The following is an 18,988-nucleotide window of genomic DNA, read 5'->3' as shown; positions in this document are numbered from 1 at the left end:
AGGCCTGCCAGTGACCACCGAAGCGTACGTGTACGACGCGATCCGCACCCCGCGCGGACGCGGCAAGGCGAACGGCGCCCTGCACGGCACGAAGCCCGTCGACCTGGTCGTCGGCCTCATCCACGAGATCCGCGCCCGCTTCCCCGGCCTGGACCCGGCCGCCGTCGACGACATCGTGCTCGGCGTCGTCGGCCCCGTCGGCGACCAGGGCTCCGACATCGCCCGCATCGCCGCCATCGCGGCCGGACTGCCGGACACCGTGGCGGGCGTCCAGGAGAACCGCTTCTGCGCCTCGGGCCTCGAGGCCGTGAACCTGGCCGCCGCCAAGGTGCGTTCCGGCTGGGAGGACCTGGTCCTCGCCGGCGGCGTCGAGTCCATGTCCCGGGTGCCGATGGCCTCGGACGGCGGCGCCTGGTTCAACGACCCGATGACCAACCTCGCCACCAACTTCGTCCCGCAGGGCATCGGCGCCGACCTGATCGCCACCATCGAGGGCTTCTCGCGCCGGGACGTCGACGAGTACGCGGCCCTCTCCCAGGAGCGCGCGGCCACCGCCTGGAAGCAGAACCGCTTCGAGCGCTCCGTCGTACCCGTCAGGGACCGCGCCGGCCTCACCGTCCTCGACCACGACGAGCACCCGCGCCCCGGCACCACCGCCGACTCACTCGCGGGCCTCAAGCCGTCCTTCGCCGACATCGGCGAGCTGGGCGGCTTCGACGCCGTGGCGCTGCAGAAGTACCACTGGGTCGAGAAGATCGACCACGTCCACCACGCGGGCAACTCCTCGGGCATCGTGGACGGCGCAGCCCTGGTCGCCATCGGATCCAGGGAGGTCGGCGAGCGCCACGGCCTCACCCCGCGCGCCCGGATCGTCTCCGCCGCCGTGTCCGGCTCCGAGCCCACCATCATGCTCACAGGGCCCGCCCCGGCCACCCGCAAGGCGCTCGCCAAGGCCGGGCTGACCATCGACGACATCGACCTCGTCGAGATCAACGAGGCGTTCGCCGCCGTCGTCCTGCGCTTCGCCAGGGACATGGGCCTGTCCCTGGACAAGGTCAACGTCAACGGCGGCGCGATCGCGCTCGGCCACCCCCTCGGCGCCACCGGCGCGATGATCCTCGGCACCCTCGTCGACGAACTGGAGCGCCAGGACAAGCGCTACGGACTCGCCACCCTGTGCGTGGGCGGCGGCATGGGCATCGCCACCATCGTCGAGCGCGTCTGACCTCCCTCCCGACGGATCACCAGGAGCACACCCTCATGACCACCGAGCCCACCACCATCCGCTGGGAACAGGACGACACCGGGATCGTCACCCTCGTGCTCGACGACCCCGACCAGTCCGCGAACACCATGAACCAGGCGTTCCGCGCGTCCCTCGCCGCGGTCACCGACCGCCTGGAGGCCGAGAAGGACTCGATCCGCGGCGTCGTCGTCACCTCGGCCAAGAAGACCTTCTTCGCCGGCGGCGACCTGCGCGACCTCATCCGCGTCACCCCCGAGACCGCCCAGGACCTCTTCGACGGCGGCATGGCGATCAAGCGCGACCTGCGCCGCATCGAGACCCTCGGCAAGCCCGTCGTCGCCGCGCTCAACGGCGCGGCCCTCGGCGGCGGTTACGAGATCGCCCTCGCCTGCCACCACCGCGTGGCCCTCGACGCGCCCGGCTCCAAGATCGGCTGCCCCGAGGTCACCCTCGGCCTGCTCCCCGGAGGCGGCGGCGTCGTCCGCACCGTCCGGCTGCTCGGCATCACCGACGCGCTGCTGAAGGTGCTCCTCCAGGGCACCCAGTACAACCCGCGCCGCGCCCTGGACAACGGCCTGGTCGACGAGGTCGCCGACACCCGCGAGGACATGCTCGCCAGGGCCCGCGCCTTCATCGACGCCAACCCGCGCTCCGCCCAGCCCTGGGACAGGCCGGGCTACCGCATCCCCGGCGGCACCCCCGCCCACCCCAAGTTCGCCGCCAACCTGCCCGCCTTCCCCGCGGGCCTGCGCAAGCAGACGAACGGCGCCCCCTACCCGGCGCCGCGCAACATCATGGCCGCCGCCGTCGAGGGCTCGCAGGTCGACTTCGAGACCGCCCAGGTCATCGAGGCCCGCTACTTCGTCGAGCTGGCCGCCGGGCAGATCTCGAAGAACATGATCCAGGCGTTCTTCTTCGACCTCCAGGCCGTCAACTCCGGCGCCAACCGCCCGAAGGACATCGAGCCGCGCCGGGTCGCCAAGGTCGCCGTCCTCGGCGCCGGCATGATGGGCGCCGGCATCGCCTACTCGTGCGCCCGCGCGGGCATCGACGTCGTCCTCAAGGACATCTCCCTGGAGTCGGCGCTCAAGGGCAAGGGCTACTCCGAGAAGCTGTGCGCCAAGGCCGTCGCCAAGGGCCGTACGACCCAGGACAAGGCCGACGCCCTGCTCGCCCGCATCACGCCGACCGCCGAGACCGCCGACCTCGCGGGCTGCGACGCGGTGATCGAGGCCGTCTTCGAGGACACCTCCCTCAAGCACAAGGTCTTCCAGGAGGTGCAGCACGTCGTCGCCCCCGACGCGCTGCTGTGCTCCAACACCTCCACGCTGCCCATCACCGCGCTGGCCGAGGGCGTCGAGCGCCAGTCCGACTTCATCGGGCTGCACTTCTTCTCACCGGTCGACAAGATGCCGCTCGTCGAGATCATCAAGGGCGAGCGGACCGGCGACGAGGCGCTGGCCCGCGCCTTCGACCTGGTCCGGCAGATCAACAAGACGCCGATCGTCGTCAACGACTCGCGCGGCTTCTTCACCTCCCGGGTCATCGGCCACTTCATCAACGAGGGCGTGGCGATGGTCGGCGAGGGCGTCGAGCCCGCGTCCGTCGAACAGGCGGCGGCCCAGGCGGGCTACCCGGCCAAGGTGCTCGCCCTGATGGACGAGCTGACGCTCACGCTCCCGCGGAAGATCCGCGACGAGACGAGGCGGGCCGTGCGGGAGGCGGGCGGCACCTGGACCGAGCACCCCGCCGACGCCGTCGTCGACCGGATGGTGGACGAGTTCGGCCGCCCCGGGCGCAGCGGTGGCGCCGGGTTCTACGAGTACGGGCAGGACGGCAGGCGGGCCGGTCTGTGGCCGGGGCTGCGCGAGCACTTCGGGGGTTCCGGGAGCGGCACCCCGGGCCGGGACAGCACCGGGCCCGGCCACGAGATCCCGTTCCGGGACATGCAGGAGCGGATGCTCTTCTCCGAGGCCCTGGACACCGTCAGGCTGCTGGACGAGGGGGTGCTCACCTCCGTCGCCGACGCCAACATCGGCTCGCTCCTCGGCATCGGCTTCCCGGGCTGGACCGGCGGCGTCCTTCAGTACATCAACGGCTACGAGGGGGGCCTGCCGGGCTTCGTCGCCCGCGCGCGCGAGCTGGCCGACCGCTACGGCGAGCGCTTCACGCCGCCCGCGCCGCTGGTGGAGAAGGCGGACAGGGGGGAGGTCTTCACCGACGCCCGCTGAGCCGTCGGTTCACCCGGATCACCCGGTTCCCTCGGCAGGGTCCTTGTCGAGCCATTCCCGCAACTCCTCGCGCAACGACCGCTGGAACGTGGTCAGCAGCGCCTGCACCACGAGGGGATGCATATGGGCGGACAGGGAGCGCACGTCCCGCGCGTCGCGCTCGGCGACCGCGTCACGCAGCAGCCGCGACAGGTCGCGCGCGGCGGCGCGGGAGTGCTCCAGGAGGGCCGTGCGGGCGGCGCGGAGCGTCTCGGGGGAGAAGGGCACGTCGAGCAGCTCGACGCCGAGCCCGAGCAGCCCGGTGTCGACGCGGTGGGCGTCGCCTTCCGGGGCGTCCGCGTCCCTGACGACGATGTCCATCGCCGTCAGCCGCTCCACCTCCGCGTCGGTCAGCGCCCGGCCCGCGCGCCGGTCCAGCTCCTCGCGCGTCACGCTCTCCACCGTCTCCGGCGCCCAGGAGGCCACCACCGCCCGGTGCAGCGCGAGGTCGTGGGCGCTCAGATCCCGCGGCAACCGCCCGAGATGGCGCTCGATCGCGGCCAGCGTCATGCCCTGGTGCCGCAACTCCTCGATCAGCGCCAGCCGGGCCAGATGCACCCGGCCGTAGTGCCCCACCCGGCGCGGGCCGATCACGGGCGGCGGCAGCAGTCCCCTGGTGCCGTAGAAGCGGACCGTGCGCACCGTGACACCGGCCCGCGCGGCCAGCTCGTCGATCGTGAGGCCCGGCTCCTCGGTGTCGGTCGTCGTCATGCGAAGCAGTATCGCTGTCTCACCAGTGCTGTGAAACCTCCCGGGCACCGGGTGGAGACGGCCGAAGGACCCTGTGTGGAGTCACGCTCAGTGCTCGTGCACGTCGTTCGTCGCGGCGATCTTCCGCCACGACCGGGGCTGCGCGGGCGCGCCCGAGGCCTTCGCGGGCGACCCGGCGCGGGCCGCAGGCGCGTCCGGCTTCGACGGCTGGAACAGCCAGGTGTCGAACAGCGCGGCCAGCGGCCTGCTGGAGACCTCCTCGGCGTACCGCCGGAAGTCGGCGACGGACGCGTTGCCGTGGGCGTACCTCTGCGGCCAGCCCTTCAGGACGGTGAAGAAGTCCGCGTCCCCGATCTCGTTCCGCAGCGCCTGCACGGCCAGCGCGCCCCGGTCGTAGACCGCGGCGTCGAACTGGTTCTCCGGCCCGGGGTCACCCGGCCGCACCGTCCAGAAGGGGTCGTCCGCCGGATACGAGGCGTACGTGTAGTCGGCCAGTTCCCGCGCCGTGCCCTCGCCCTCGTGCTCGGACCACAGCCACTGGGCGTAGCGCGCGAAGCCCTCGTTGATCCAGATGTCCTTCCAGCCGCGCACGGAGACCAGGTCGCCGTACCACTGGTGGGCCAGCTCGTGGACGACGACGGACACGTTCGAGCCGTTCGCGAACTGCCGCGGGCTGTAGAACGGCCGGGTCTGCGTCTCCAGCGCGTACCCGGTGTCGGTGTTCGGCACGTACCCGCCGAGCGCGTCGTAGGGGTAGGGCCCGAAGTACTCACTGAGCCAGTCGGCGATCTCACCGGTGCGCTCCACGCCGGCTCGGGCGGCACCGTCGTTCGCGCCCAGGTCCCTGCTGTAGGCGTTGATCACCGGAATGCCGCTCTCGGTCGTGCCGGTCGTGAGGTCGAACCTGCCCACCGCGAGCGTGGCGAGGTAGGTGGCCTGCGGCTGCTCCGACCGCCAGTTGTACCGGGTCCAGCCGAGCCGCGAACTCGTGGACTGGAGCGTGCCGTTGGAGATGGCCTGGGTACCGTCGGGCACCTGCACCGACACGTCGTAGGTGGCCTTGTCGAGCGGGTGGTCGTTGCTGGGGAACCACCAGGCCGCGGCCTCGGGCTCGTTCGCGCCCACGCCGCCGTCCGGGGTGCGGTGCCAACTGGTGAAGCCGTACGCCTGCTTCGAGGACGGTACGCCGCTGTAGCGGACGACGACGGTGACGGGTGTGCCCTTGTCGAGCGGGCTCCTCGGGGTGATCTCCAGCTCGTGCTCGCCCGAGGTGCTGTACGACGCCGGGGCGCCGTTCACCCGTACCTCCTCGACGTCCAGCAGGAAGTCCAGGTTGAACCGCGACAGGTCCTCGGTGGTGCGGGCCAGGATCGTCGCCGTCCCCTCCAGCAGGTCCGTGGCCGGCTGGTACTTCAGGCGCAGGTCGTAGTGGGAGACGTCGTATCCGCCGTTGCCGTACGCCGGGTAGTAGGGGTCGCCGATGCCCGGGGCGCCGGGGGAGTGGGTGGCCGCCGACGCCGGGACCGCCAGCATGAGGCAGGCGGCGCCCAGCGCGCCCGGCACGAGGATTCTGCGGTGCACGAGAGCTCCAAGTCGTAGGGGCACGAAGTCTGTTCGGAGCCTAGGCAGTCCTTGTGCGAGCGGTCGTGCGCGTGACCCCTCCTGTCACACGATCGCCATTCGGCCGTCACGCGGCCCCCGTTGCCGTTTCCGCCCGGCAGCCCGCCCCTGTACCGTCCCGCCCATGCCGACCCGCACGCGCGCCAGGACCCGCGGACCGCTCGCGGCCACGCCCGCCCCCACGGCAACCTCCCCCGTCGCGACGGCGAACCCCGGGCCGCGGCGGCCCGGACCCGCCCCCCGCCGGGCCGGCGGGCACCTCGTCGGTCCGCCCGCCGACACGCCGACACCGGACGTGGGCCGCTTCCGAACTCCACCGCGCGTACCGTTCGTCGGCGGTACCGCCGCGCCGCGCACGACCCGCCGTGTCCCGAAGGGAGGCCGATGAACAGCCCGCGCACCCTCGCCGTGACCACCGCGGCCCTCGCCGCCTCCCTCCTCGTCGCACCGGCCCACTCCGCCGCCGCACCGCCGCCCCGCACCGGCTTCGAGAAGACGCACGGCGCCCGCTGGACCACCCAGTCCGAGGAGCGGGCACTCCTGGCCGCCGCCGACCGGGCGAGCGGCCACGTCACCGTCGAGCGCGTCGGCACCACGAAGCGGCACCGCCCGCTGCGGCTCGTGACGATCGGCAGGCGCTCCGCCCCGGACAAGGTGCTCCTCGTGTGCGGCCAGCACGGCGACGAGCCCTCCGGCCGCGAGGCCTGCCTGTCCACCGTCCGCGACCTGGCGTACACCACGGACCCCCGCACCCGGCGCTTCCTCGACCGCACCACCGTGCTGGTCGTCCCCACCGCCAACCCCGACGGCAGGGCCGCGGGCACCCGCGGAAACGGCGACGGCGTGGACGTCAACCGCGACCACCTCGCCCTGCGCACGGCCGAGGCACGCGCCCTGGCCGCCGTCATCCGCGACCGGCATCCCGGCGTCATCTACGACCTGCACGAGTACGCCGCCGAACCCCCGTACTACGACAGGGACCTGTTCGACCTCTGGCCCCGCAACCTCAACACGCACCCGCGGATCCACGACGAGGCCCGGACCCTGTCCGGGGCGTACGTCCGCCCCGCCGCCGAGCGGGCCGGCTACTCGACCGGCACCTACGGCATCCCGACCGACCCCGCCACCGGCGAGCCGGTCGGACGGATCGCCGGAACCGGCCAGGAACGCATCCTGCGGAACATGTCCGGCGTGAAACACGCGGTCGGCCTGCTCGTCGAAACCCGCATCGACCCCCGCACGGACGCCGAGCGGCGGGACCCGGCCCTGAACAACCGGCGCCGGGTGAACTCCCAGCTCGCCGCCCTGCACGGCCTGTTCGGCTTCGCCGACCGACGGCGCGGACCGATCGAGGCGGCCACCGCCGCCGCCCGCCGGGCGGGCCTGACCGACAGCGGGCCGGTGTACCTCGGCGGCGCGGACGACGACCCGGCCGAGCCCTCCGAGGTGATCCAGGACCCGCCCTGCGGCTACCGGCTCACCTCCGCCCAGTACACGGAGATCGGCGACGAACTGGCCCTGCACGGTGTAGAGGTCCGCCGGACCGGGGAGGGCGCCTACGTACCACTGCGCCAGCCACTGCGCGCGCTGGTGCCGTTGCTCCTGGACGAGCGCGCGACGCACCACCTGGCGGTGGGCGAGCCCGACACCCGCTGCTGAGGGGCGGGTTCCGCGCCGCGTGCGGCAAAGGCGCGGCGGAGCACTGTTTTCGGCCCGACCGACGTGAAAGGTGCCGCCTGTGACGCAGGATCGACCAAGCGAGAGCGAACACCACGAAAGGGGCACGCTGCCGGGTTCGGAAGCGGGCCTGACCGGACAGGAGACGAAGCCTCGCACCGACCGCGTCGTGTTCGGTGTCACGGCCGCGCTGACCGTCGCCTTCGTCGTCTGGGGCGCCGTCGCCACCGACTCGCTGGAGGACGCCTCCAACACCCTGCTCGGCGGGCTCATGCACAACGGCGGCTGGGCCTTCACCCTGGCCGCCTCCGGGTTCGTGGTCTTCGCCCTCTGGCTGGCGGCGAGCCGCTACGGCCGTATCCACCTCGGCGTCGAGGGCGAGAAACCCGAGTTCCGCACGGTGTCCTGGGTCGCCATGATGTTCAGCGCGGGCATGGGCATCGGTCTGATGTTCTGGGGCGTGAGCGAGCCGCTGGCGCACTACACCACGCCCCCGCCGGGCACCAACCCGGCCGACTCCGGCGACCGCATGGAGACGGCCATGGCCACCACCTTGTTCCACTGGACGCTCCACCCGTGGGCGATCTACGCGGTGGTCGGCCTCGGTATCGCCTACAGCACCTTCCGCAGGCGCCGCCGGCAGACCATGAGCGCGGTGTTCACCCCGCTCATCGGCGAGAAGCACGCCAACGGCGTCAGCGGCCGGGTCATCGACATCCTCGCCATCATCGCGACGATCTTCGGGTCCGCGGCCTCGCTCGGCCTCGGCGCCCTGCAGATCGGCTCGGGCGTGGAGAAGCTCGACTGGATGGACAAGGTCAGTACCGGGCTGCTGGTCGGCATCATCGCGGTGCTGACCGTGGCGTTCGTGGCCTCCGCGGTCTCCGGCGTCGAAAAGGGCATCCAGTGGCTGTCCAACACCAACATGGTGCTGGCCCTGCTCCTCGTCGTGTTCGTGTTCGTGGCGGGCCCGACCATCCTCATGCTCGACCTGCTGCCGACCTCGGTCTTCGGCTACCTCGGCGACCTGCCCGAACTGGCCGGCCGCACCGAGATCAGCGGCGGCGAGGGCGTCGCGGACTGGCTGAGCAGCTGGACCGTCTTCTACTGGGCGTGGTGGATCTCCTGGACGCCCTTCGTCGGCATGTTCATCGCCCGCATCAGCCGGGGCCGGACCATCCGCCAGTTCATCGGCGGCGTCATCCTGGTCCCGAGCACGGTCAGCCTGATCTGGTTCGCGATCTTCGGCGGCTCGGCGATGAGGCTCCAGGAGCAGGGCCGCCTGGGCGACGACACCACCCCCGAGGGCCGGCTCTTCGCCGTGCTCCAGGAGTTCCCGATCGCCACCGCCACCAGCCTGCTGGTGATGATCCTCGTCGGCATCTTCTTCGTCTCCGGCGCCGACGCGGCCTCCATCGTGATGGGCACCCTCTCGCAGAAGGGCGCGCTCGAACCCAGCCGCTGGGTGGTGGTGTTCTGGGGCGTGGTGACCGGCGCGGTCGGCGCCGTCATGCTCCTGATCGGCAGCGGGAAGGCGGACGCGCTCACCGGTCTGCAGAACCTCACGATCCTCGCGGCGGCGCCCTTCGTCGTCGTGATGGTCTTCATGTGCGTCGCCCTCATGCGGGATCTGCGCCGCGACCCCCTCATCGTGCGCGGCGAGATGGCCTCCGAAGCCGTCGGACTGGCCGTCATCGAGGGGCACAAGCAGTACGAGGGCGAGTTCGAGATCCGCATCGGACCGGGCGCCGGCACGGAGGTGGAGGGCGACCCGATCGGCAAGCACGACTGACCGGCGCGCCGGCCCGGCACTCCCGCCGGGCCGGCGTCCCCGTCAGGGTGCGGCGAGGCCGGCCGCCTCCTGGGCGCAGCCCCAGGCCACCGTCACGCCCGCACCGCCGTGCCCGTAGTTGTGCACGAGCAGCCGTCCGTCCGGCAGCGTCTCGCGCTCCAGCCGTACCGCGTCCCGCGCCGGCCGCAGGCCCACCAGGTGCGCGAGCACGCGCGCTCCGGCGATCTCGGGCCGCAGCGCCGTACACCGCCGCAGGATCGCCTCCGCGGTCTTCGGGTCCGGCTCGGTGGACCAGGCGTCCTCCTCGGCCGTCCCGCCCAGCAGCAGCCGGCCGGGCTGCGGGAGGAAGTACGTCACCTCCCCGGAGACGGGATCGGTGGAGACCAGCCAGTCGCGGATGCCGGGGTTCTCCACGACGACCAGTTGCCCGCGCACCGGACCCACCGCCGCGTCCGGCACCAGGTCCCGGGCGCCCAGCCCCGTGCAGTTGACCACGACCGGTGCCCGGACCTCGGCCAGATCGGCCACGGCGCGCGTCTCCACCACCCCGCCCGCCGCCAGCAGCCGATCCCGCAGCCACGGCAGATGAGTCGACATGTCGATGAGCGGCAGCCGCGCCCACAGCCCCGACCCGGCGTACTCCGCGGCGGTGGACGCGCGCAGCCCCGGCAGCCTGGTGGCCGCCCACCCGCCCACCTCGTCCAGTCCGGTCTCGCCGAGCACCCCTTCGACCATGCGTACGCCGCTCTCCTCGGGCCGCGTCGCCAGATCCTCGTACACGTCGAGCGAACGCAGCGCCCACGTACGCGCCAGCACGACCGGCTCGATGCGGTACGGCCACCACAGTCCACCCGCGACCACCGAGGTGGTCCGCTCGACGGGCTCCCGCGTCCACAGCCGCACCCGCCTGCCGGCCTCGGCGAGAACGACGGCCGTCGTCAGCCCGATCACCCCGCCGCCGACCACGACGACATCGTTTTCCAGTTCGGTTTCCACACCAGAACCGTAGCGGAGCGCCCCGGGCCGTTCTCCGAGCCGTCCCGCCCCGGGAATACTCGGCGCATGGCTGCCGAGTACGCGACCTTCGGTCTGGCACCGGCGATGCGCGCCGGTGGTGTCCGCGCCGACGGTGACTTCCAGGTCCACCGCGACTTCCTGGACTTCATCGTCGACGGACGACCCCTGCTGTTCCGCCTCTGCGACCTGGACGCCGTCTCCCCGCTCGCCTCCGACGTGCCGCCCGCGATCTTCGCCGCGCAGGTCCGCAGCCTGCTCCTGGAGACCGACGCGCCCCTGCCCGGCGGCCGGTACGTCATCTACGGCTGCCCCGAGTGCGAGGACCTGGCCTGCGGCGCGGTGACCGCCGTGATCCGGCGCGAGGGCGACGACTTCGTCTGGCGGGACTTCGCCTGGCAGACCGGCCAACACGCGGACCTGGAGTTCAACGCCTACCGCGGCATCGGCCCGTACCGCTTCTCCGGCGCCGAGTACCGCACGGCCCTCGCCCCCCTGCTCGACGGCACGGCGCACCCCCGCCACCGGGTCCTGCTGATCGGCGCCCGCGTCGCCCTGCTCGCCAGGCTCGCCGCCGCGCTGCGCACCATCGGCATCGGCGCCGACATCACCCAGGACGCCGGTGCCGTGCCGGCCGACGAACTGCGGTCCTACGGCGCCGTCGCCTTCGGCCGCGCGGTCACCGAGGAGGAGCGGGCGGCCGTACGCCGCGCCTTCGCGGACGCCGGGGTGGAGGTGGCCCACGTCGACGGCCTCGCCCCGATCGTCCCGCTGCTCGTCGCCCAGATCGAACACGCCCTGGACCGCGGCCCGGCCGAACGGCGCCGGCTGACCCGCCTCACCGCGGCCGGCCCCCGGGCGGACATCGAGGTCACCTCGCCCTGCCGGGTACGGCTCACCGTGTACCGCCTCGACCGCCTGCGCCGCGTCCACGCGCACGAGGCCTTCGACGGCGTCCTCGAAGCGGGCGGCCACCGCGTCGCCCTGGACGCGGGGGCGGTGAGGGGCGAGTCCTTCGTGGTGGCGCGGGCGTCGGGAAGCGTGCTGGTGACGGCGGTGGCGCGGACGGTATCCGGCTGAACGGGCGGCGCGGCGCCGTTAGGATCGACGGTCTGATGACTGCCACCCTCGTCGCCAAGAACCTCGCCGCCGGCCACGGCGACCGCTCCCTGTACTCCGGGCTCGACCTCGTCGTCGCGCCCGGCGACGTGATCGGGCTCGTCGGGGCCAACGGCGCGGGCAAGTCCACCCTCCTGCGGATGCTCGCCGGGCTGAGCGCCGCGGAGGAGGGCGAGCTGCGCCTGTCCCCGCCGACCGCCACCGTCGGACACCTCCCGCAGGAGCCGGAGCGCAGGCCCGGCGAGACCGTCCGGGCCTTCCTGGCCCGCCGCACCGGCGTCACCGAGGCCCAGCGCGCCATGGACGAGGCCACCCAGGCCCTGGTCGACGGCGCCCCGGGTGCCGACGACGCCTACGCGACGGCCCTGGAGCGCTGGCTCTCCCTCGGCGGCGCCGACCTCGACGACCGCGCCGGGGAGAGTGCCGGCGCACTGGGCCTGACCGTGGACCTGGACCAGCCGATGACCTCCCTGTCCGGCGGCCAGGCCGCGCGGGCCGGACTCGCCTCGCTGCTCCTGTCCCGCTACGACGTCTTCCTGCTCGACGAGCCGACCAACGACCTCGACCTGGACGGCCTGGAGCGCCTGGAACGCTTCGTGACCGGCCTGCGCGCCGGCACCGTCGTCGTCAGCCACGACCGCGAGTTCCTCACCCGCACCGTCACCAAGGTCCTCGAACTCGACCTCGCCCAGCGGCGGATCAACCTCTACGGCGGTGGCTACGCGGCGTACCTGGAGGAACGTGAGGTGGCCCGCAGGCACGCCCGCGACGAGTACGAGGAGTACGCCGGCAGGCGGGCGTCCCTCCAGGACCGGGCCCAGACGCAGCGCTCCTGGATGGACAAGGGCGTCAAGAACGCCCGGCGCAAGGCGGGCAACGACAACGACAAGATCGGCCGCAAGTTCCGCAGCGAGGCAAGCGAGAAGCAGGCCGCCAAGGCCCGCCAGACCCAGCGCATGATCGAACGCCTGGAGGTCGTCGAGGAACCGCGCAAGGAGTGGGACCTGCGCATGGAGATCGCCTCGGCGCCACGCTCGGGCGCGGTCGTCGCCACCCTGCGCGACGCCGAGGTCCGGCGCGGTGACTTCGTGCTCGGCCCGGTGTCCCTCCAGATCGACTGGGCGGACCGGGTGGCGGTGACGGGAGCCAACGGCGCGGGCAAGTCGACGCTGCTCGGCGCCCTCCTCGGCCGGGTCCCGCTCGACACCGGGCACGCGGCGCTCGGCTCCGGCGTCCTGCTGGGCGAGGTCGACCAGGCCCGGCGGTTGTTCTACGGCTCCGAGGCCCTGCTGGACGCCTTCCACGCCGCCGTCCCGGAGACGGAACCGGCGGAGATCCGCACCCTGCTGGCCAAGTTCGGCCTCAAGGCGGAGCACGTCGTGCGCCCGGCGTCGACCCTCTCCCCGGGCGAACGCACGAGGGCCGCCCTCGCCCTCCTCCAGGGCAGGGGCGTCAACCTCCTCGTCCTGGACGAGCCGACCAACCACCTCGACCTGCCGGCCATCGAGCAACTCGAATCGGCCCTGGACGCCTACGAGGGCACACTCCTCCTGATCACCCACGACCGCCGCATGCTGGACGCGGTCAGGGTGACCCGCCGCCTGGAGGTGACGGACGGCAGGGTGACGGAGGCGTCATGACCGCCGCCCGGCTGCGGGCAGTCGGGCCGCCGGGCCGGCACGGGCGGGCGCGGCGGCACCCGGCAAGCGCCGGTTCGCGCACCCACCCAGGCCGGCCCCAGCGCCCCGCGCCTACGCCAGCCCGGCCCGCCGCAGCGCGTCGGCCATCGCCCCGTTCGACGGAGCGGCGGCCGCCGAGGACCGCCCCTTTCCGCCGCCCTGCCGCTGCTGGCGCTGCCGAGGCGGCTTCCCGCCCCGCTCCCGCTTCTGCTCCCCCTGCGCGCCGCGCGGCGCGGCCTCGTCGTCCAGCCGCAGCGTCAACGAGATCCGCTTCCGCGGAATGTCGACGTCCATCACCTTGACCTTCACGATGTCCCCGGGCTTCACCACATCCCGCGGATCCTTCACGAACGTCTTCGACATCGCCGACACATGCACCAGCCCGTCCTGATGCACACCGACATCGACGAACGCCCCGAAGGCGGCGACGTTCGTGACGACGCCCTCCAGAACCATCCCGGAGGACAGGTCGGAGATCTTCTCCACGCCCTCCTTGAAGGTGGCCGTCCTGAACGCGGGCCGCGGGTCGCGCCCGGGTTTCTCCAGCTCCTTCAGGATGTCGCCGACCGTCGGCAGACCGAACGTCTCGTCCACGAAGTCCGTCGGCCTCAACGACCGCAGCACCGAGGTGTTGCCGATCAGACCGGCCACCTCCTGCCCGGTGGTCTTCACCATCCGGCGCACCACCGGATACGCCTCGGGGTGCACGCTGGACGCGTCCAGCGGGTCGCTGCCGCCCCGGATCCGCAGGAAGCCCGCGCACTGCTCGTACGCCTTGGGTCCGAGCCGCGACACCTTCTTCAGCTCGGTCCGGGACGTGAACGGCCCGTTCGAGTCACGGTGCGCGACGATGTTCTCGGCGAGTCCGGAGGTGATGCCGGACACGCGCGAAAGCAGCGGCGCCGACGCGGTGTTGACGTCCACGCCCACGCCGTTCACACAGTCCTCGACCACCGCGTCCAGCGAGCGCGACAGCTTCAGCTCGGACAGGTCGTGCTGGTACTGGCCGACGCCGATCGACTTCGGGTCGATCTTCACCAGCTCGGCCAGCGGGTCCTGGAGCCGACGGGCGATCGACACCGCGCCGCGCAACGAGAACGTCCATGTCCGGGAGTTCCTGGGAGGCGAAGGCGGAGGCGGAGTACACGGAGGCGCCCGCCTCGGACACCATCACCTTGGTCAGCTTCAACTCCGGTTGCTTGGCGATGAGTTCCCCGGCGAGCTTGTCGGTCTCGCGGGAGGCCGTGCCATTGCCGATCGCGATCAGTTCGACCGCGTGCTCCTTGGCGAGCCGCGCCAGCTTGGCGATTGCCTCGTCCCACCGGTTGGCCGGGACGTGCGGGTGGATCACGTCCGTGGCCACGACCTTGCCGGTCGCGTCGACCACGGCGACCTTCACGCCCGTACGGAAGCCCGGGTCCAGGCCGAGCGTCGCGCGGGTGCCCGCCGGGGCGGCCAGCAGCAGGTCGCGCAGGTTCGCCGCGAACACGTTCACCGCCTCGTCCTCGGCGGCCGTGCGCAGCCGCAGCCGCAGGTCGATGCCGAGGTGCACCAGGATGCGGGTGCGCCAGGCCCAGCGGACGGTGTCGCCCAGCCACTTGTCCCCGGGCCGGCCGCGGTCGGCGATCCCGAACCGGCTCGCCACGATCCCCTCGTACGACGAGGGCCCCTCGGTGGCCTCCTCGGGCTCCAGGACGAGGTCGAGCACGTCCTCCTTCTCGCCGCGCAGCATCGCGAGGATCCGGTGCGAGGGCAGCTCGGTGAACGGCTCGGCGAAGTCGAAGTAGTCGGCGAACTTCGCGCCGGCCTCCTCCTTGCCCTCCTTCACCCTGGCGGCGAGCCGCCCGCGCACCCACATCCGCTCCCGCAGCTCACCGATCAGGTCGGCGTCCTCCGAGAACTTCTCCGTGAGGATCGACCGCGCTCCGTCCAGGGCGGCCTGGGTGTCCGCCACCCCCTTGCCGGCGTCGACGAACGCGGCGGCCGCGGCGTGCGGATCGACCGACGGGTCGCCGAGCAGGCCCTCGGCCAGCGGCTCCAGACCCGCCTCGCGCGCGATCTGCGCCTTCGTGCGCCGCTTGGGCTTGAACGGCAGGTAGATGTCCTCCAGGCGCGCCTTGGTCTGCGCGGTGCGGATGCGCGCCTCTAGTTCCTCGGTGAGCCTGCCCTGCTCGCGCACCGAGTCGAGGATCGCCGTACGCCGCTCCTCCAGCTCCCGCAGATAGCGCAGCCGTTCCTCGAGCGTGCGCAGTTGCGCGTCGTCGAGCATCTCGGTCGCTTCCTTGCGGTAGCGGGCGATGAAGGGAACCGTCGAGCCGCCGTCGAGCAGCTCGACCGCGGCCTTCACCTGCCGCTCCCGCACGCCGAGTTCCTCGGCGATCCTTCCTTCGATGGACCCTACGTCGAAAAGCGCGCCGGACGCGCTGGACCCGGGTGTGGTCACGATCCCGTACCGCCTTCTCACAGAGGTTGCGCGGCAATTGTGGCAGGTGGCGCCGACAATCGGGGATCAGGCCGCCCTCCGGGCAGGTCGGGACCGACCCGGAGGCAAGGAGCACGGCCCGCGGCCGCCGGTTCATCCCGGCGTGGGCACGCTCCAGGTGAAGCGCGGCTGCCTGCGCTCCAGGAAGGCGGCGACCCCCTCCGCGGTGTCGTCGCTGCCGCGTGCCTGCGCCGCCCAGTGGCCGTCCCGGTCGGTGCGTCCGTTGGCGTACTCCTTCGCCGCGGCCTGCGTCAGCTGCGAGCGGCACGCCAGTACCCGGGTGAACTCCGCGACCCGCTTGCCGAGTTCGCCGTCCGGCAGCACCTCGTCGACCAGGCCGGTGCGCAGCGCCCGTTCGGCGTCGATCAGCTCCCCGCTGAACAGCAGGTACTTCGTGGTGGCCGGCCCGGTCAGCGCCACCAGCCGCCGGGTCGCGGACGCCGGATACACCACCCCAAGCCGGGCCGGGGTCACCCCGAACAGCGCCGACGCCTCGGCGAACCGCAGGTCGCAGGCGGCCGCCAGTTGCGCCCCGCCGCCCACGCAGTGCCCGCGGACCGCCGCGAGCGTCGGCTTGGGGAACGCGGCGAGCGCCTCCTCGGCACGGACGGCGAGCCGCTGCGCCTGGTCGGCCGAGTCCCGCAGCGTCGAGATGTCGGCCCCGGCGCAGAACGTCCCGCCCTCACCGGTGAGCACCAGGGCCCGTACCGCCGGGTCCCGGGCCAGCTCGTCGAGCAGCCGGGGCAGCGCCCGCCACATCCCTGCCGTCATGGCGTTGCGCTTGGCCGGGTGGTGGACGACGACGGTGGCGACCGAGTCGGCGACCCGGTGCAGCAGCTGCGGCTCCATGCGGCGGATGTTATCGGCCGATGATGGGGTCGCGCGGACCGGGCAGGCAGGACAGGAGTGGTCCCACAACCGACCGTGTCATACGCCAACGATCAGAACCGCTCGATATCCGCTGACTTGTGTTCAGTCCTCCGGAGGGGAGCGATGCGTTACCAACACTCAGGGGTGTGGTGACAATCGAGCCCAAGGATGGCGACCGGACGATGGACGAGAGCGGGACCGCCGGGCCGCTGCCGTACGAAGGCGTCTGGCGGTTCACCGCCCCCGCCGTGGACGCGTCGGTACCGCAGGCCCGGCACGCCGTGCGGGACCTGCTGGTGCGCCAGGGCGTACCGGTCTGCGACGACGTGACGCAGTCCCTGCTGCTGATCGTCTCGGAGCTGGTCACGAACGCGGTCCGGCACGCGGCGGTGCTCTCGCCGGTGCTCGCCGTGGAGGTCGCCGTCGGGCCCGAGTGGGTGCGGGTGTCCGTGGAGGACAGCCACCCCTACCGCCCGACCGCCCTGGAGACCGACCACGGGCGGACGGGCGGGCGCGGGCTGCTCCTGGTCCGGGAGACCACCCGGGAGGCGGGCGGGGCCTGCGACGTGGCCCACACGACGAGCGGCGGCAAGGTGATCTGGGCCGCCCTGCCGCTCAAGCTCACCCCGCGCTAGGCCGGCCGCTCACCAGCCGGCGGACGGGCCCGTCAGCTCGCGGACGGCCGGCCTGGCCGAGTCCAGCACCGTCATGAACCACGCCGAGAAGGTGTCCTTCCCGTGCCGCTCGGTCAGCTCGGCCGGGGACACGTAGGCCGTCGCGGCCACTTCCTCCGGGTCGGGCCGCGGCTCGGCCTGCACCAGGCCGACGAACAGGTGGTTGTACTCCTGCTCGACCAGCCCCGAGGCCGGGTCGGGGTGGTTGTAGCGCACCGTGCCCGCCTCGGCGAGCAGCGACGGGGACACGCCCAGCTCCTCGTACGTCCGCCGGGCCGCCGCCGCGAAGGGGGCCTCGCCGGGGTAGGGGTGGCCGCAGCAGGTGTTGGACCACACACCGGGGGAGTGGTACTTGCCCAGCGCCCGCTGCTGGATCAGCAGCCGGCCGCGCTCGTCGAAGAGGAACACCGAGAAGGCGCGGTGCAGCCGCCCCGGCGGCTGATGCGCGGAGAGCTTCTCCGCGGTGCCGATCGTCACGCCGTTCTCGTCGACCAGTTCCAGCAAAATGGCGTCTGCGGTGCCGTTCGACGAACTGTGCGTCGCGGTGGCAGGAGTGATCGGCATACCCATCCTTCACATCGGTCCTCGCGCCCCAAGTGTGCCGTACGAATCCGGCACTCTCGGCACTTCCCGGCGCGCCCGCATGTCCCACGCCCCGGCGCGGGCGGCGGTCGTCGCCGGTCGGACACCGAGGAGGGGTCCGATTGATGATCGTGCCCGGCGCCGCGGCCCGGGAACCGTCCGGGGCGCCACCGCGGGGAGTGCCGCCGGGCGCGGGACGCGGACGCGCGGCGGACGGCCGCGCCCCACGGCGCCCTCCCGTGCCTGCGCGCCCCCTCGGGACGGTTCGCCGGCCCGGCGCGGCGCGGCGGTCAGCGGCACAACCGCGCCTCGTGCTCCGCGTGACCGCTCGGCTCCAACTGGAAGGTGCAGTGCTCCACGTCGAAGTGGTCGCCCAGGCAGCCCTGCAACTCGTGCAGCATCTTCTCGTGGCCGATCGCGCTCAACGCCTCGCCGTTCACCACCACGTGCGCCGACAGCACCGGCATCCCCGAGGTGATCGTCCAGGCGTGCAGATCATGCACGTCCTTGACCCCGTCCAGCGCCAGCAGATGGGCGCGCACCTCGGCGATGTCCACACCCTTGGGCGCCGCCTCAAGCAGCACCTCCAGGGTCTCGCGCAGCAGCCGCCAGGTGCGGGGCACGATCATCAGACCGATGACCAGCGAGGCGATCGGGTCGGCCGGCTGCCAGCCCGTGGCCAGGATCACCAGCGCCGACACGATCACCGCGAGGGAGCCCAGCGCGTCCGCCGCCACCTCCAGGAAGGCGCCCCGCACGTTCAGGCTCTCCCGCTGCCCCCGCATCAGCAGCGTCAGCGACACCATGTTCGCCACCAGGCCGATCGCGCCGAAGACGACCGTCGTCCCGCCCGCGGTGTCCGCGGGGGTGACGAACCGCTCGACCGCCTCGTACAGCACATAACCGCCGACCCCGAGCAGCAGCAGGCAGTTGGCCAGGGCGGCGAGGATCTCGGCGCGGGCGTAGCCGAACGTGCGCCGGTCGCTCGGCGGCAGGTTCGCGAAGCGGACGGCCAGCAGCGCCATGCCGAGCCCCAGCGCGTCCGTCGCCATGTGCGCCGCGTCCGCGATCAGCGCGAGCGAGTCGGCGAGCACACCACCGACGATCTCGACGACCATGACGGCGAGGGTGATCCCCAGTGCCACCCGAAGCCTGCCACGGTACGCGGCGGTCGCCGTCCCACCGGCGTGCGCCCCGTGCGCGTGCCCGTGATCGTGCCCAGCCCCCATGAGAAAGCCGCCTCCCTGCGTGT

13 protein-coding genes and 1 pseudogene are annotated in these 18,988 nt (G+C 72.7%); 7 read left to right on the top strand and 7 right to left on the bottom strand.

Going from position 1 to position 18,988, the window contains the following annotated elements; translation table 11 throughout:
* Positions 1–10 precede the first annotated feature (10 nt).
* Together AC4IHM_RS04040 and AC4IHM_RS04035 are read left to right on the top strand one after the other, a co-directional pair.
* Positions 11–1,225, top strand: a complete 1,215-nt coding sequence (locus AC4IHM_RS04040) for an acetyl-CoA C-acetyltransferase (RefSeq protein ID WP_490865705.1) — start codon at positions 11–13, stop codon at positions 1,223–1,225.
* Between the two features lie 35 nt (positions 1,226–1,260).
* Positions 1,261–3,477 carry a 3-hydroxyacyl-CoA dehydrogenase NAD-binding domain-containing protein gene (locus AC4IHM_RS04035; protein ID WP_490865704.1) on the top strand — a complete coding sequence of 739 codons (2,217 nt, stop codon included), beginning with the start codon at positions 1,261–1,263 and terminating at the stop codon, positions 3,475–3,477.
* Positions 3,478–3,495: 18 nt separating this feature from the next.
* Here AC4IHM_RS04035 and AC4IHM_RS04030 read toward each other — a convergent pair whose 3' ends face one another.
* The gene (locus tag AC4IHM_RS04030) at positions 3,496–4,227 is read right to left on the bottom strand and encodes a MerR family transcriptional regulator (protein WP_490865703.1); all 732 of its coding nucleotides are present in this window, start codon (positions 4,225–4,227) and stop codon (positions 3,496–3,498) included.
* An 87-nt stretch (positions 4,228–4,314) separates the two neighbouring features.
* Positions 4,315–5,808, bottom strand: a complete 1,494-nt coding sequence (locus AC4IHM_RS04025) for a M1 family metallopeptidase (protein ID WP_490865702.1) — start codon at positions 5,806–5,808, stop codon at positions 4,315–4,317.
* 423 nt (positions 5,809–6,231) lie between these two features.
* Here AC4IHM_RS04025 and AC4IHM_RS04020 point away from each other — a divergent pair, with 423 nt between their 5' ends.
* Complete coding sequence (locus AC4IHM_RS04020) at positions 6,232–7,506, top strand: M14 family metallopeptidase (protein WP_490865701.1); 1,275 nt, start codon at positions 6,232–6,234, stop codon at positions 7,504–7,506.
* 79 nt (positions 7,507–7,585) lie between these two features.
* A complete protein-coding gene (locus tag AC4IHM_RS04015; protein ID WP_490865700.1) occupies positions 7,586–9,316 on the top strand; it encodes a BCCT family transporter in 1,731 nt (576 codons plus the stop codon).
* A gap of 42 nt (positions 9,317–9,358) precedes the next feature.
* Here AC4IHM_RS04015 and AC4IHM_RS04010 read toward each other — a convergent pair whose 3' ends face one another.
* Positions 9,359–10,312 carry an FAD-dependent oxidoreductase gene (locus AC4IHM_RS04010; RefSeq protein ID WP_490865699.1) on the bottom strand — a complete coding sequence of 318 codons (954 nt, stop codon included), beginning with the start codon at positions 10,310–10,312 and terminating at the stop codon, positions 9,359–9,361.
* A 66-nt stretch (positions 10,313–10,378) separates the two neighbouring features.
* On the opposite strand from AC4IHM_RS04010, the gene AC4IHM_RS04005 reads away from it, so the two are divergent.
* Both AC4IHM_RS04005 and AC4IHM_RS04000 read left to right on the top strand, forming a co-directional pair.
* Entirely contained in the window at positions 10,379–11,410 is a 1,032-nt protein-coding gene (locus tag AC4IHM_RS04005) for an oxidoreductase (RefSeq protein WP_490865698.1), read from the top strand.
* A gap of 35 nt (positions 11,411–11,445) precedes the next feature.
* On the top strand, positions 11,446–13,089 hold the full coding sequence (locus AC4IHM_RS04000) for an ABC-F family ATP-binding cassette domain-containing protein (protein WP_490865697.1): 1,644 nt from the start codon (positions 11,446–11,448) through the stop codon (positions 13,087–13,089).
* A gap of 111 nt (positions 13,090–13,200) precedes the next feature.
* Here AC4IHM_RS04000 and AC4IHM_RS03995 read toward each other — a convergent pair.
* Positions 13,201–15,571: pseudogene (locus tag AC4IHM_RS03995) on the bottom strand (Tex family protein).
* Between the two features lie 132 nt (positions 15,572–15,703).
* Positions 15,704–16,459, bottom strand: coding sequence for an enoyl-CoA hydratase/isomerase family protein (locus tag AC4IHM_RS03990; RefSeq protein ID WP_490865696.1), 756 nt, complete (start codon positions 16,457–16,459; stop codon positions 15,704–15,706).
* 203 nt (positions 16,460–16,662) lie between these two features.
* Here AC4IHM_RS03990 and AC4IHM_RS03985 point away from each other — a divergent pair, with 203 nt between their 5' ends.
* Positions 16,663–17,115, top strand: a complete 453-nt coding sequence (locus tag AC4IHM_RS03985) for an ATP-binding protein (RefSeq protein WP_490865695.1) — start codon at positions 16,663–16,665, stop codon at positions 17,113–17,115.
* A 9-nt stretch (positions 17,116–17,124) separates the two neighbouring features.
* Here AC4IHM_RS03985 and idi read toward each other — a convergent pair whose 3' ends face one another.
* Together idi and AC4IHM_RS03975 are read right to left on the bottom strand one after the other, a co-directional pair.
* Complete coding sequence (idi, locus tag AC4IHM_RS03980; protein WP_490865694.1) at positions 17,125–17,718, bottom strand: isopentenyl-diphosphate Delta-isomerase; 594 nt, start codon at positions 17,716–17,718, stop codon at positions 17,125–17,127.
* Positions 17,719–18,026: 308 nt separating this feature from the next.
* Positions 18,027–18,965, bottom strand: coding sequence for a cation diffusion facilitator family transporter (locus tag AC4IHM_RS03975; RefSeq protein ID WP_490865693.1), 939 nt, complete (start codon positions 18,963–18,965; stop codon positions 18,027–18,029).
* Positions 18,966–18,988 lie beyond the last annotated feature (23 nt).

The organism is Streptomyces sp. SL06, assembly GCF_058244745.1.
This window is presented reverse-complemented; position numbering and strand designations above follow the sequence as displayed.